The organism is Rheinheimera pleomorphica (assembly GCF_011634895.1).
GTDB classification, from domain to species: Bacteria; Pseudomonadota; Gammaproteobacteria; order Enterobacterales; family Alteromonadaceae; genus Alishewanella; species Alishewanella pleomorphica.
The window spans coordinates 1-15,027 of the sequence record NZ_SIRR01000031.1 but is presented as its reverse complement, the minus strand read 5'-3'; the positions used below and the strand labels follow the sequence as shown (position 1 = coordinate 15,027).

Annotated in this window: 13 protein-coding genes; all 13 read left to right on the top strand. The window is 51.0% G+C overall.

Features of this window, described 5'->3' with window-relative positions:
- Window positions 1-117: 117 nt before the first annotated feature.
- Complete coding sequence (gene pabC, locus EYB30_RS16380) at window positions 118-876, top strand: aminodeoxychorismate lyase (protein WP_166840215.1); 759 nt, start codon at window positions 118-120, stop codon at window positions 874-876.
- Window positions 870-1,877: an endolytic transglycosylase MltG gene (gene mltG / locus EYB30_RS16375; protein WP_166840213.1), complete on the top strand. Its 1,008-nt coding sequence runs from the start codon at window positions 870-872 to the stop codon at window positions 1,875-1,877. Before pabC ends, mltG begins: the two co-directional genes overlap by 7 nt.
- Window positions 1,877-2,506: a dTMP kinase gene (tmk, locus tag EYB30_RS16370; RefSeq protein ID WP_166840210.1), complete on the top strand. Its 630-nt coding sequence runs from the start codon at window positions 1,877-1,879 to the stop codon at window positions 2,504-2,506. The genes mltG and tmk overlap by 1 nt, the downstream gene beginning before the upstream one ends.
- Complete coding sequence (gene holB, locus EYB30_RS16365) at window positions 2,506-3,399, top strand: DNA polymerase III subunit delta' (protein WP_166840208.1); 894 nt, start codon at window positions 2,506-2,508, stop codon at window positions 3,397-3,399. The genes tmk and holB overlap by 1 nt, the downstream gene beginning before the upstream one ends.
- Before the next feature lie 11 nt (window positions 3,400-3,410).
- Entirely contained in the window at window positions 3,411-3,737 is a 327-nt protein-coding gene (locus EYB30_RS16360; protein WP_166840206.1) for a PilZ domain-containing protein, read from the top strand.
- Window positions 3,738-3,776: 39 nt separating this feature from the next.
- Window positions 3,777-4,559 carry a TatD family hydrolase gene (locus tag EYB30_RS16355; protein ID WP_166840204.1) on the top strand — a complete coding sequence of 261 codons (783 nt, stop codon included), beginning with the start codon at window positions 3,777-3,779 and terminating at the stop codon, window positions 4,557-4,559.
- 530 nt (window positions 4,560-5,089) lie between these two features.
- Entirely contained in the window at window positions 5,090-5,773 is a 684-nt protein-coding gene (locus EYB30_RS16350; RefSeq protein WP_166840202.1) for a GntR family transcriptional regulator, read from the top strand.
- A gap of 1 nt (window position 5,774) precedes the next feature.
- A complete protein-coding gene (gene prpB / locus EYB30_RS16345; protein ID WP_166840200.1) occupies window positions 5,775-6,659 on the top strand; it encodes a methylisocitrate lyase in 885 nt (294 codons plus the stop codon).
- A gap of 52 nt (window positions 6,660-6,711) precedes the next feature.
- A complete protein-coding gene (prpC, locus tag EYB30_RS16340; RefSeq protein ID WP_166840198.1) occupies window positions 6,712-7,842 on the top strand; it encodes a bifunctional 2-methylcitrate synthase/citrate synthase in 1,131 nt (376 codons plus the stop codon).
- Between the two features lie 324 nt (window positions 7,843-8,166).
- Window positions 8,167-10,752, top strand: coding sequence for a Fe/S-dependent 2-methylisocitrate dehydratase AcnD (gene acnD, locus EYB30_RS16335; RefSeq protein WP_166840196.1), 2,586 nt, complete (start codon window positions 8,167-8,169; stop codon window positions 10,750-10,752).
- Window positions 10,752-11,939, top strand: a complete 1,188-nt coding sequence (gene prpF, locus EYB30_RS16330; RefSeq protein WP_166840194.1) for a 2-methylaconitate cis-trans isomerase PrpF — start codon at window positions 10,752-10,754, stop codon at window positions 11,937-11,939. The genes acnD and prpF overlap by 1 nt, the downstream gene beginning before the upstream one ends.
- 700 nt (window positions 11,940-12,639) lie before the next feature.
- On the top strand, window positions 12,640-13,041 hold the full coding sequence (locus EYB30_RS16325) for a hypothetical protein (RefSeq protein WP_166840192.1): 402 nt from the start codon (window positions 12,640-12,642) through the stop codon (window positions 13,039-13,041).
- 749 nt (window positions 13,042-13,790) lie between these two features.
- Window positions 13,791-14,936: a serine hydrolase domain-containing protein gene (locus EYB30_RS16320; protein ID WP_166840190.1), complete on the top strand. Its 1,146-nt coding sequence runs from the start codon at window positions 13,791-13,793 to the stop codon at window positions 14,934-14,936.
- Window positions 14,937-15,027 lie beyond the last annotated feature (91 nt).

Below are 15,027 nucleotides of genomic sequence, written 5' to 3'. Positions count from 1 at the left end.
TTAGCTGTTTTTACAACGTTAATCTGTTACGTACTCAACAAAGGCTGCCATAGTGCAGCCTTTGTTTTATCGGCTTTTTAAGGCATACTGCCGTCAGTTTGGTTTTCGGTGGCGGCTATGCAAGCGCTAATCAGTCCTTTTGATCGCAGCTTTAATTATGGCGATGGTATTTTTACCACCATGCAGGTGCGTGCCGGCAGCATCTTACTGTGGCCTTTGCATTTACAAAGGTTACAGCGTGCAGCGTCGCAGTTAGGCTTTGCTGCCATCGACTGGCAAAGGGTGGAGCAGCAAGCTCACGGCGCGGTAACGGCGGCACAGCAGGTGATTAAGCTGCTAATTTCTCGCGGTGATGCTGGCCGGGGTTATGCACCGGCTGATGGGTGTCGCCCTAATATTTATGTCAGTGTCAGCCCTATGCCGGATTACCGCCAGGAGCAGACACAAGGAATATGCCTGCAGTTGGCACGTTTACAACTGGCAGTACAACCCGCACTTGCCGGGCTTAAGCATAATAACCGTCTGGAGCAGGTACTGCTAAAACAAGAACTGGCCGGTACCGCTGCTGATGATTTGCTGGTACTGGATCAGCTGGGTTTTATCACTGAAGCCACTGCCGCCAATGTATTTTTGCAGCGTGCCGGCCAATGGTATACCCCGGCACTGACACGCGCCGGCGTCGCCGGTGTGATGCGTCAGCATATTATGCAAAGTGTCGATATTCGTGAAGTAGACTGGACCGCCGCCGAGCTTGATAGCGTTGACGCGATGTTTATTTGTAATGCGCTGATGGGTATAGTGCCGGTGCGCCGCTTGGCCAATCGTAATTTAGCCATGACGGACGTAGAACAGTTTACAAAGCAGGTGATATGTTAAAATCGATCAGACTTATTCTGTTATTGGGCGTGGCGCTGGCCGTGGCCTATTATGCTGCGGTGCGCTATGTACAACAGATAGCACTGCCATTACCTGCTGGCATTCATACCGTAGCAGCAGGCAGCTCGGCGACGACGCTGTGCCGGCAATGGCAGCAACAGCAGTTAGTGACGAATACACAATGCCTGATGTTACGTGTATACCTGAAGCTGCATCCGGCAGAGGCTGCGGTGCAGCAGGGGGTATATCGTGTAACGGATCAGCGCAACTTGCTGCAGGTTCTGGCACTGTTTCGCAGTGGCCGCGAAGCGCAGTTTGCTGTTACCCTGATTGAAGGCGAAACGGTACAACAAAGTTTGCAACGTTTGGCCGACGCCGAGTATCTGCAACAAGACGTAGCCTCTGCCGGCCAGTTATTGCACATGTTGCCATGGCCCGCCCAGTGGGGCGAGCCGCCTCAGAGCAGTGAAGCGTTACTTTACCCTGACACCTATTATTACACGGCGGGCAGTAAAGCCAGTGCCCTGATTGGCCGGGCGCAGCAAAAGTTGTTAGCCGAGCTGGAACAAGCCTGGCAGCAGCGCCATGGCGACTTGCCGCTACAGAACCCTTATCAGCTGTTAATACTGGCGTCGATTATTGAAAAAGAGAGTAGTTATCCGCCGGAGAAAACCCTGGTCGCCTCAGTGTTTGTGAACCGGCTGCGTAAAAATATGCGCTTGCAAACCGATCCCACCGTCATTTACGGTTTGCCCGACTTTAATGGCAATATTACCCGGGCCGATCTGAACAATCCGCACCCGTATAATACCTACCGTCATCGGGGCCTACCGCCCGGGCCTATTAGTCTGGTGAGCCGGGCGTCGTTACAGGCAGCAGCGAAACCGGCTGAAACCGAACTGTATTATTTTGTCAGTAAAGGGGATGGTACGCATCAGTTTTCGGCAACGTTGCAACAACATAATGCTGCAGTGAAAAAATATATTCTTGGAGAGCACTAATGACATCTCAGCCTAAGTTTATCGTCGTCGAAGGGCTGGAAGGCGCAGGCAAGAGCACCGCTATTGCCTTTATTAAGCAGTATTTGCAGCAGCGGGGCATTACGCCGGTGTGTACCCGTGAACCTGGTGGTACGCCGCTGGCAGAGGCGCTGCGTGATTTGGTAAAACAACTGCACAGTACAGAGCAGGTGGCAGCAGAAACCGAATTGCTGCTGATGTATGCCGCCCGGATGCAGTTGCTGCAAAATGTTATTCGTCCGGCGCTCGACGCAGGCAAATGGGTGCTGGCCGACCGGCACGATATGTCTTCCCGCGCTTATCAGGGCGGCGGCCGTCAGCTAAACGAGCAGTTTATCAATCAGCTGCGCCAGGCTGTGCTGGGAGAGCTACGCCCCGATTTAACTTTGTATCTGGATATTGACCCAGCCGTTGGTCTGGAGCGGGCACGCCAGCGCGGTGAACTCGACCGGATAGAACAGGAACAACTGGCTTTTTTCCAGCGCACCCGGCAAAAATATTTGCAAATTGCCCACAGCGAGCCGGGCATTGCCATTATTGATGCCAGTCAGGCGTTGGCGCAGGTGCAGCAGCAGCTTAAGGCCGCATTGGATCAGGTGTTGACGGCTTGATGTTGCCCTGGCTTACCCGCTATCAGCAGCAGCTGAATACCTTGCTAACGACCGGACAACTGGCGCATGGCTTGTTATTGGCCGGGCCAGAAGGTATTGGCAAACATCAGCTGGCGAACTGGTTGGCGGCCGCGTTACTGTGTACAGCTCAGACGGTGCCCTGTGGTCAGTGTAAAAGCTGTTTATTACGCCAGGCTGGCAGCCATGCTGACTTGCTAATTATTGACAGCAGCGGTACCAGTATCGGCGTAGATGCGATACGACAGCTCAGTCAGTTTATGGCTGGGCGTGCCCAGCAGCAGCGCAATAAAGTGGTGTTATTGCCAGACGTGGAAAAATTAACCGAAGCTGCTGCCAATGCGCTGTTAAAGACATTGGAAGAGCCGCCACAGGACAGTTTTCTTATTCTGCAAACCAAGGCTAGCAATAGCCTGGCGCCAACCCTGCTTAGCCGGTGTCAGCACTGGTCACTGGCGGCAGAGTACGGTGACGACACTCAGGGCTGGCTGGCGCAGCAAAGTAACAGGGCAGTGCCGGATTTTTTGCTGCACTATTGTGCGGGTGCACCGTTAAAAGCCCTGACGATGCTGGAGTCTGGTGAAGCAGATCAGCTTGAGCTGTTACTTAATCACCTGGCCGCTTTTTTTAATGATACCCAGTCGTTATCGCAAACGGTTAAGCAGTTAGAGCAGGCAACCGCAGTGACAACATTACTGGGCTGGTTTTTACGCCGTCGCTTGTTGCCGCAGTTGGCTGATATGGCACCGGCACGCATTCTGGCGATACATCAACTGTATAGCCGCTGGTGCCGTGACGAAATACAAATTTTAGGGCAGAATAAGCAACTTGCCTTAAGCGCTTTCTTAACCGAGCTAAAACGGCTGCAAGGTTAAGTGGAGGATATATGGAAGAGCTCACTATTGGCTTTAACGATTTAAAAGACTTGTACCGCAGTTATATGCCGTTTCTGAAAAGCGGTGGCTTGTTTGTGCGCACCCCGCGGCAATACAAGATGGGGCAGTCATTGGCGTTAAGTGTTACCTTGCCGGATTCACTGGAACCCATAGTGGTAACAGGCAAAGTAGCCTGGATCACGCCGCACGGCTCACAAAGTTCTAACCCGGCGGGCATTGGTATTAGCTTTATCGACGATAAAGCCCAGCTTGGTGCCCAGATTGAGAAACTATTGGGCGGCATGCTGAATTCGGCCGATCCGACCCACACTATTTAACGTCATTATCGCAACCTTATAAAAACGCGAGAGTAGCCTTTGTTTGTAGATTCACATTGTCACCTGGACCGGCTTGAGCTGGATAAGCTCGGGCTAAGCCTGGAGCAGGTTATTGCTAATGCACAAGCGCAGCAAATAGAACATATGCTGTGCGTTTGTGTCAGCCTGGCAGAGTTTGAGCAGATGCGCGCGCAGGTTGCTGACTTTTCGCTGGTGTCCATTTCCTGCGGTGAGCATCCGCTGCATCAGCAGGATACGGTTTCTGCCGAGCTGTTGCTGGAAAAATGCAGTAGCTCTGATGTGGTAGCCGTGGGAGAAACCGGGCTGGATTACTTTTATGCACCAGAAGCCAAACGTAGTCAGCAGGATGCCTTTGTCAGCCATATTCAGGTCGCCAAACAGCTGAGTAAACCGCTGATCATCCATACCCGCGATGCCCGTGCTGACACTATCGCCTTAATGCGCAGCCATCAGGCAGACAACGCCGGTGGTGTACTGCACTGCTTTACCGAAGACTACGCTACTGCCAAAGCGGCGCTGGATCTGGGCTTTTATATTTCGATATCCGGTATTATGACGTTTCGTAATGCCGATGAGCTGCGCGGCGTGGTAAAAAAACTGCCACTGGATCGTCTACTGATAGAAACCGACGCACCTTACCTGGCACCGGTGCCGTATCGTGGTAAAACCAACCAGCCGGCTTATGTGACTGCCGTGGCAAAAGCGGTGGCTGAGGTGAAGGGCATTGAGCTGCAACAGCTGGCACAGCAGACGACCGCTAACTTTTATAAACTGTTTAGCCTGGCAAGAAAAGCGGCTTAAATTCAATGTATTAGGTAAAAGAAGCCCGGAACCAATCCGCATTGTTCCGGGCTTAGGGGAATGGCTCATAGGGAATGAGCCGTGCGCTATCGTTACATACTACAAAGTCGGTGGAGGTAAGATGTAGTGTAGTTAATGCACGATATTTTGCCTCGTATGAAAGCTGCACTGACAGCGTTGAAGCAATGGTGCTTTTTCTTTTTTACTGCCAGCTTATCCTCAACTTATCCCCAGCTTATTCCGTGAAACGGGCAATATTACTGCGTTTAACCTGTTTTGGGGGCAAGTACTATCGCCAGCTTACTTAGAGTCATAAAGTATTATCTCTGTTTATTTAATAAACAAAAAATCTAAAAAAAAACTGGTGCCAGCGGCATAACTATGGGTGCTAATACATGCCGTGGCGGTAATGGCTGTAAAGTCATAACGGCAAACTTTAGTCTAATTGTCGACAATACTGTTATTTGTTAGCTTGACTTAGCGCATAAAAGGCTATAAAACTACATTATTCTTTTTTTATGTCGACAATTATGCCTATTTTACATCCTTCATTACGCGCCCCTATTACTGCTGCCGACAGGGTGTTGTTGGAAATTCAGCGTGCTATTGTTGAAGGCGATATTGTCGCCGGCAGCAAAATAAGTGAGCCGGAACTGGCTAAGCGTTTTGATTTAAGCCGTGCACCACTGCGCGAAGCCTTAGCCCGCTTAGAGCGATGTCACCTGATTGAGCGTATTCCTAATGCCGGTGCCCGGGTGGTGAAATTGTCGACACAGGGTTTGTTGTCGTTATATCAACTGCGCGAGACACTGGAGGGTATGGCGTGCCGGCTGGCTGCCGAGCATATGGCCGATGATGAAATTGCTGAGCTGCGAGCCTTGCTGGATCAGCATTTAAGTACACAGCGGGTGCGCGAAGGCGAAAGTTACTACCAGGAAGCCGGTGATTTAGACTTTCATTACCGGGTAATTCTGGGCAGCAAAAACGAGTATTTAATCAATATCTTATGTGATGAGTTATACCATCTGGTGCGGATGTACCGGGTACAGCTGGGCATGAACGGGCCGCGGGTATCGCGGGCATTTGACGAACATAAAGCTATTCTTAATGCCATTGCCAATCGCGATGGTGAACTGGCCGACCTATTGATGCGCCGCCATATAGCGGCATCGCGGCGTAATATCGAAAAACAACTGGACCAAACGGGGAACTAACATGAGCACACTGACTGCCGGACAAAAACTACGCGCTGCGATAAGTGCAAATCAACCACTGCAAATTGTCGGCACTATCAATGCTTACACGGCAATGATGGCCGAGCGTACCGGCCATCAGGCGTTGTATTTATCGGGTGCCGGTGTGGCTAACGCCTCTTTTGGTTTGCCGGATTTAGGCATGACGTCGTTAAACGATGTGTGTGAAGATATCCGCCGTATTACCGGCGCCACCAGCTTACCGCTGCTGGTCGATGCCGACACCGGCTGGGGCGGGGCCTTTAATATTGCCCGTACCGTAAAAGAAATGACCCGTGCTGGCGCGGCCGGCTTTCATATCGAAGATCAGGTGGCGCAAAAGCGCTGCGGCCACAGACCTAACAAAGAAATCGTTAGCTTAGATGAAATGGTCGACCGGGTGAAAGCCAGTGTTGACGCCCGCACGGACGAGAGCTTCTTTATTATGGCGCGCACCGATGCCTTAGCACAGCAGGGGCTGGATGCGGCCCTTGAACGCGCTATCGCCTGTCAGGACGCCGGTGCTGATGCCATTTTCGCCGAAGCGGTGCATACGCTGGAGCAATACCAGGCCTTTACTAAAGCACTTAAGGTGCCGGTGCTGGCCAATATCACTGAATTTGGTCAAACGCCACTTTACAACAAAGCTGAGCTGGCCAGTGTTGGCGTGGCCATGGTGCTGTATCCGTTAAGCGCCTTTAGGGCGATGAATAAAGCGGCACTGAATGTATACCAATCTATTTTAGACAACGGCGATCAGAAAGCCGTGGTAGACGCCATGCAAACCCGTGCTGAGCTGTATGACTTTTTAAACTACCACAGCTTTGAAGAAAAACTCGATCAGCTGTTTAGCAGCAAAAAATCGTAATTGTTAGTGTTGAATATTGAGCTTTTAATTTAAAGACAACGGGGAGAACACCATGTCAACAGGTAAAGTACTTTCAGGCGCAGGCTTGCGCGGTCAGGTCGCCGGCAAAACGGCGCTGTCTACCGTGGGTAAAACCGGCTCTGGCTTAACCTACCGTGGTTATGATGTAAAAGATTTAGCCGCACAGTGCAGCTTTGAAGAAGTGGCGCACCTAATTTTAAAAGGCGAGTTGCCAACACAGGCTGAGTTAAATGCCTATAAAGCTAAATTAAAAAGCCTGCGCAGCTTACCACAGGCATTAAAAGATGTATTAGAGCGCATTCCGGCCAGCGCCCATCCGATGGATGTGATGCGCACCGGCTGCTCTATGCTGGGTAACCTGGAAACGGAAGCAAGCTTCGACCAGCAGCAGGATGCGACCGACCGTATGCTGGCGATTTTCCCGGGCCTGGTTAACTACTGGTATAACTACAGCCACCACGGCAAGCGTATCGACGTTGAAACCGGCGCCAACTCTATCGCCGAGCAGTTTTTGTGGACCTTACACGGTGAGAAACCATCAGCCCTGCATATCGATGTGATGCAGGCGTCACTGATTTTATATGCTGAGCATGAGTTTAATGCCTCTACCTTTACCGCCCGTGTGTGTGCGTCCACACTTAGCGATATGCATTCGTGCATTACCGGTGCTATCGGTTCATTACGCGGCCCACTGCACGGTGGTGCCAATGAAGCGGCGATGGAGCTGATTGAAAAGATGGATAACGCTGATGATGCCGAGCAAAAACTGCTGGGCATGCTGGAACGCAAAGAGAAGATCATGGGCTTTGGCCATGCGATTTACTCAGAGTCTGATCCACGCAATGCGGTTATTAAGGAATGGTCTGAGAAGCTGGCTAAGGCGAACGGTGATACTAAGCTGTATGACGTATCTGTACGCTGTGAAGCGGTAATGTGGCGTGAGAAGAAGCTGTTTTGTAACGCAGACTTCTTCCATGCCTCGGCCTACAACTACATGGGTATTCCAACCAAGCTGTTCACGCCGATTTTCGTCTGCAGCCGCTTAACCGGTTGGGCCGCCCACGTGATGGAGCAGCGCGCCGATAACCGTATTATCCGGCCAAGTGCCGACTACGTTGGCGTAGAGCCACGTAGCGTGAAGCCGCTTGCCGCTCGCGGTTAACAGAGCAGCAGCATTGAGGGGCGTAGAAACTGATCGGTTGCAACACCCGCCATGCTCGCCACAGCAACTCGTCCTTATGCCTACGGCAGGACTCAGACACTCTGTGGCTGCGCTAGCGGGGTTCCAACCTCACATTGCTGCAAACAAATAGATAGTTCAGCTTCAGGTGATAAAGCCAAATCGGCTTGATCTAAGCCAACCGTTGAAGCCCCGGATGGGCTGAGACGAGCCCCCAGGGATGGGTTTACGGCGTGTTGGCGTGGTCAAGCCGGTTTGTGCGTTAAACCTCAGTCTGGTTATAACCAAGACAAACAGGTAATTACAATGAACAGCCAATACCGTAAAAAACTGCCCGGCACCAACCTGGATTATTTTGATACCCAGGCCGCGGTAGATGCCATAGAGCCCGGCGCTTACGCCAAACTGCCGTATACCTCGCGTGTGCATGCAGAAAACTTAGTGCGCCGCTGTGACCCGGCCATGCTAACCGATGCATTAAAGCAGCTGATTTATCGCAAACGCGACTTAGACTTCCCGTGGTTTCCGGCCCGCGTGGTGTGCCACGATATTTTAGGCCAGACCGCACTGGTCGACTTAGCCGGCCTGCGTGATGCCATCGCCGAAAAAGGCGGCGATCCGGCCAAAGTAAACCCGGTAGTACCAACGCAACTAATCGTTGATCACTCATTAGCGGTGGAACATGCCGGCTTTGAAAAAGACGCTTTTGCGAAAAACCGCGCTATTGAAGACCGCCGTAACGACGATCGCTTCCATTTTATTAACTGGACGAAAAAAGCCTTTAAAAACGTCGATGTCATTCCACCGGGCAACGGCATTATGCACCAGATCAACTTAGAGCGGATGTCACCGGTAATTCATGCCCGAGATGGCGTGGCCTTTCCCGATACGTTAGTGGGTACCGACAGCCATACGCCGCATGTGGATGCACTGGGCGTTATCGCCATTGGTGTTGGCGGCTTAGAGGCTGAAAGCGTCATGTTAGGCCGTGCCAGCTGGATGCGCCTGCCGGATATTATCGGTGTAGAGCTTACCGGCAAAGCGCAACCTGGCATTATGGCCACCGACATCGTGCTGGCACTGACCGAGTTTTTACGTAAAGAAAAAGTGGTATCAAGCTACCTGGAATTCTTTGGTGAAGGCGCCGACAGCTTAAGTTTGGGTGACCGGGCAACCATATCTAATATGACGCCGGAATACGGCGCCACCGCGGCCATGTTCAGCATTGACCAGCAAACACTGGATTATTTAACCTTAACCGGCCGTGAGCCAGAGCAGGTAAAACTGGTAGAAACCTACGCCAAAACGGCTGGCCTGTGGAGCGAGAGCCTGAAAACGGCTGAATATGAGCGGGTACTGAAGTTTGATTTATCCAGCGTCGGCCGCACTATGGCCGGCCCGTCTAACCCGCATGCCCGCTTATCCACCAGCGATTTAGCCGCTAAAGGCATTGCCGGTAAATATGAGCTGGAAGAGGGTAAAATGCCTGATGGCGCGGTCATTATCGCTGCTATTACCAGCTGTACTAACACCAGCAACCCGCGTAACGTTATTGCCGCAGGTTTGCTGGCGCGCAATGCCAATAAACTGGGTTTAACGCGCAAGCCGTGGGTGAAAACCTCATTAGCACCAGGCTCTAAAGCCGTGCAGCTGTATTTAGAAGAGGGCGGTTTACTGCCTGAGCTGGAAAAACTTGGTTTTGGTATTGTCGCCTTTGCCTGTACTACCTGTAATGGCATGAGCGGCGCGCTGGATCCAGTAATTCAAAAAGAAGTGGTAGAGCGTGATTTATACGCCACAGCGGTGTTATCCGGTAACCGTAACTTTGACGGCCGTATTCACCCTTATGCCAAGCAAGCGTTTTTGGCATCTCCTGCCTTAGTGGTGGCCTATGCCATTGCCGGGACTATCCGCTTTGATATCGAAAAAGACGTGCTGGGCTACCATGATGGTAAGGCGATAACGCTGAAAGATATCTGGCCAAGTGATGCTGAAATTGATGCGGTAGTGGCGCAAAGCGTGAAACCCGAGCAGTTCCGCAAGGTATACGAGCCCATGTTTGCGCTAAGCGTAGATTACGGTGAGAAAATCAGCCCACTGTACAACTGGCGGCCACAAAGCACCTATATTCGCCGGCCACCTTATTGGGAGGGGGCTTTAGCAGGTGAGCGCAGCTTAAAAGGTATGCGCCCGCTGGCATTATTGCCGGACAACATCACCACCGACCATTTATCGCCGTCTAACGCCATTATGCTGGACAGCGCAGCTGGTGAATATCTGCATAAAATGGGCCTGCCGGAAGAGGACTTTAACTCCTACGCTACCCACCGTGGTGACCATTTAACCGCGCAGCGCGCCACCTTTGCCAATCCCAAGCTGATTAACGAGATGGCCATTGTTGATGGTAAGGTGAAACAAGGTTCATTAGCGCGCGTTGAGCCTGATGGCAAAGTGATGCGCATGTGGGAAGCAATTGAAACCTATATGCAGCGCAAGCAGCCACTGATTATTGTCGCCGGTGCCGATTACGGCCAGGGCTCGTCACGTGACTGGGCGGCCAAAGGCGTGCGTTTAGCCGGTGTTGAAGCCATCGCGGCCGAAGGCTTTGAGCGTATTCACCGTACCAACTTAATTGGTATGGGCGTGCTGCCGCTGGAGTTTAACGCTGGCACTACCCGTAAAACGCTGGGCTTAGATGGCACGGAAACTTACGACGTAGTGGGCGAGCGCACACCGCGCGCTACCTTAACGCTGGTTATTCACCGCACTAACGGTGAAGTGCTAAATGTGCCGGTAACTTGTCGTTTAGACACCGCAGAAGAGGTGTCGATTTACGAAGCCGGCGGTGTACTGCAGCGTTTTGCGCAGGACTTTTTGCAAGGAGCAGTGTAATGGCTGCTCCTCAAATCAAAATCCCCGCCACTTACATGCGTGGCGGTACCAGCAAAGGCGTGTTTTTTAAACTGACTGACTTGCCCGCTGCAGCTCAGGTACCGGGCAAAGCACGTGACAACCTGCTGCTAAGGGTTATCGGCAGCCCGGACCCTTACGGTAAACACACCGATGGTATGGGCGGCGCAACGTCCAGCACCAGCAAAACGGTGATCTTAAGCAAAAGCGCCAAAGCCGAGCATGATGTCGACTACCTGTTTGGCCAGGTAGCGATAGACAAGCCGTTTATCGACTGGAGCGGTAACTGCGGTAACTTAACTGCAGCGGTTGGCTCTTTTGCTATTAGCAATGGGTTGGTGGCGCAAGATCGCATCCCGCAAAACGGCATTTGCACCGTGCGTATCTGGCAGGCCAATATTGGCAAAACCATTATTGCCCATGTGCCGATGACCAATGGTGAAGTGCAGGAAACCGGCGACTTTGAACTCGATGGTGTGACTTTCCCTGCGGCTGAAGTGCAAATTGAGTTTTTAGACCCGGCCGCCGATGAAGGCGAGGGCGGTGGTGCCATGTTTCCCACTGGCAATCTGGTTGATATGCTGGACGTACCCGGTGTGGGAAGTTTTAACGCGACGCTAATAAACGCCGGCATTCCGACTATCTTTGTTAATGCCAGCGACATTGGTTACACCGGTACCGAGCTGCAAGAGGCCATCAATGGCGACAATGCAGCACTGGCGCGCTTTGAAACCATTCGCGCCTATGGCGCAGTAAAAATGGGCCTGATCAGCGATATTTCTGAGGCTGCCGCGCGGGCGCATACGCCAAAAATCGCCTTCGTCGCGCCGCCACAAAGCTATGTGGCCTCCAGCGGTAAGCAGGTAAATGCCACTGATATCGACTTGTTAGTCCGGGCGCTGTCGATGGGTAAATTGCACCACGCCATGATGGGCACCGCAGCCGTTGCCATCGGCACCGCCGCTGCCATTCCCGGCACCCTGGTTAACCTGGCAGCCGGTGGTGAGGATCGCGAAGCCGTGCGCTTCGGCCATCCGTCTGGTACCTTACGCGTAGGTGCTGCGGCAACCCAGGTTAACGGCCAGTGGACAGTAACCAAAGCCATTATGAGCCGCAGCGCGCGGGTGTTAATGGAAGGGTTTGTGCGCGTACCGGGTGATTGTTTTTAACGATTTTGTATAAGCTGAAAAGGGCGCTACGGCGCCCTTTTTTTGGTCTTTTCGAACAGCAAATACTGCTGGACAAAACAGGTTAAAAGTAACCTCAGGGTTGATAAACACTATCGCTAACTTACGCGGCTGAGTGGTCTCAAATTGCATGTATGGATACACAGTTTTGGTGAATATATTGTTAGCAAATTAATCGCAAGGTATAAACCTGCTTTCTACACTCACCGCCAGGTAAACCGTTAAAATTCTGTTGATTTAGGTGGGGTTATTGGATAGTTTGTTGCCAATTATTAAAGATAGAAGGGAGCAAGCACTGCGTGAAAGCGTGCAAGCTCCAATTTATTAAGCTGTTAGCAGGTTTTCGGGTTTTAACGGTTTCAGTCAGTAGTTTTGTTCCGGCTTTGCTCGCGTTTGGTTTTCTTAGCGGCAGCGCCAAAAGGTTAAGTTCGCCAGTTTGTGGGTTTGCTGCAAACGGTGGTGGCGGTAGCGTTGTTCTTAATGGCTTCGCTTAAATAGTTTTACTGGTTCCGGTTGGCTCGCCGTATCGCAGCTGGCCGGTGTAGTTTTTTAATTAAAAGCAGCCGTGCCGTTGTTCGGGTTTGCCAGTGCGGCAAGCCGCGCAAGTTCGGTTCAGGCTGCTAACAAGCAAAGCCAGCCGACGCGCACCGCGCAGCTGCTTTGAGCGTTATGCGGTTAAAGCATGAAAACTCATACTATCGACTCAACTTATAGACAGTTTTATATCGCCGACGCTGGATTAGATCCTGATGCTCCTGAAGATTGGAGTGATCAACACGTGTTTCAGCGATTCAACGCCCTAACCAATATTGTTGCTCTGTGTCCTGAAGGAGATATAACTGCAAGAGTGAAACCTTTTGCTCCAGGTGAAAAATACCAGAGTGAACAGGAACCTGATTTTGAGGTTAAAACTCAAATAACTATTTTGAGTGGGCGGCTAGGTGTTTTTGGTTGGCCAAGAGAGCCGCTTGAAGAGTATTGTGTGCAACCCGGTAAGTACGTGATTTATTTCAAAGGTTACAATCTTTGCCAAGTTAACGAAGAACATGATTTTTACACAGTGGAGTTCGAGCATGCCGCATAACAAGGCCCAGCAATTCGCAGCCTTTGGCTGCCGGACTCGCTACGCTCGCCGCTGTGGGCGGCGTTAGCAGGCATTCGGGGTTTTAAGGGTTTTAGTCAGTAGTTTTGTTCGGGCCTAGCTCGTGTTTGGCTTACCAAGCGACACTAGCAAATCGTCAAAGCTCGCCAGTTTGTGGGTTTGCTGCAAACGGTGGTGGCGGTAGCGTTGTTCTTCGTGGCTTCGCTTAATAGTTTTACAGGTTCCGGTTGGCTCGCTGTGTCGCAGCTGGCTGGTGTAGTTTTTAATTAATAGCAGCGTGCCGTTGTTCAGGTTTGCCAGTGCGGCAAGCCGCGAAAGTCCGGTTCAGGCTGCTAACAAGCAAAGGCAAAGCGACGCGTACCGCGCGCTTGCTTTGAGCGTTAGCAGGTGTTCGGGTTTTAACGGTTTCAGTCAGTTGTTTTGTTCGGCCTTGCTCACGTGTGGTTTTCTTAGCGGCAGCGCCAAAAGTTAAGGTTCGGCAGTTTGCGGGTTTGCTGCAAACGGTGGTGGCGGTAGCGTTGTTCTTTGTGGCTTCGCTTAAATCGTTTTTAGGTTCCGGTTGGCTTGCCGTATCGCAGTTGGCTGGATTAATTTTTAATAAAAAGCAGCTTGCCGTTGTTCAGGTTTGCCAGTGCGGCAAGCCGCGAAAGTCCGGCTCAGGCTGCTAACAAGCAAAGCCAGCCGACGCGTACCGCGCAGCTGCTTTGAGCGTTAGGTAACTTACAAATACTATGAATCGTCTAGCCATTTTTATATTTGCTTTAGCACTTTCAAGTTGTAGTGCGGGTTCTGATTATCGCAGTGTTTCTTCAATTGTTCAGTCAGATAAAGCCGCAATGGCTAGTTTGGCTGAAGAACTTCAACAAGAGCATAAGGCCGGAACTTTTGATGGGCTTGTTCTGGTTGCTCAAAGAGACGTTGTTTTATTCAAGAGCGCCTATGGCTATGCTGACAGGGAAGATTCTGTGAAAAATAGTTCTGCAGCAATCTTTGATATGGGGTCAATTGCAAAAACATTTACCGCAGCAGCCGTGCTACAACTTGCCCAGAAAGAAAAACTACAGCTTTCTGACACGATTGGAGATTTTTATCCAACGGCGCCTGATGAAATAAAGCCTATAACAATTACGCAGCTTTTAGGGCATTCAAGCGGATTGGATAATTTCCACAATGAGTCTGACTTTGAGTTGATGGATAAAGCTCAGGCTGAACGCAGAATCTTGGAAATGCCGTTAATTGGTAAGCCTGGCGAGAAAATTGCGTATTCCAATGCGGCGTACACTCTTTTGGCTGCTATCGTAGAGAAAGTGAGCGAACAACCATTTCAGGATTATGTTCACGACAACTTACTGACCCCGTTAAACTTGAAGAGCACCGGTTTCTACCAAGATCAACGAGTATCATTAAATAACTTAGCTCGCGGCTACGGAGGAGATGACCAAGGCCTTACCACTTTTGAAAAAGGCTTAACCTGGGCACTAATTGGTGCTGGTGGTATGGTTACGTCAATTGATGATTTAGCTATTTGGTCTGCTGCACTTAAAAACGGAGCCATGTTCCCTGTAGGGGCGTCAAACTTAGCTTTTTCTAAAGCAAATGAACGGTGGTTGCTGGGGAGTTTAGCGCAGGTCGAAATTAGTGGTGAATCCATCATTCAGATGGGAGGCAGCACTGACTATGGCTACACCGCTCTGATTCAGTTTGTTCCGAACCGAAATCTCTTAATCGTTCTGTTGCTAAATGCACATGACAGTAAATATAAAAATGCCACGCATCATCGGCTTAGTAGAAATCATATACTGCCCTTATTGCTTGGCGAGGGCGAAGAGTTACCTAACAATTCAATGCAGCCGACCGCTAACGCGTCGGCTGATTGAGGCGTTAAGTTTCCGAGTTACCCATGATCAGTAGACACCTTCTATAGTTAGGTATCGTACCTGACACTGAGGTGCAAAATGGCCAGACATA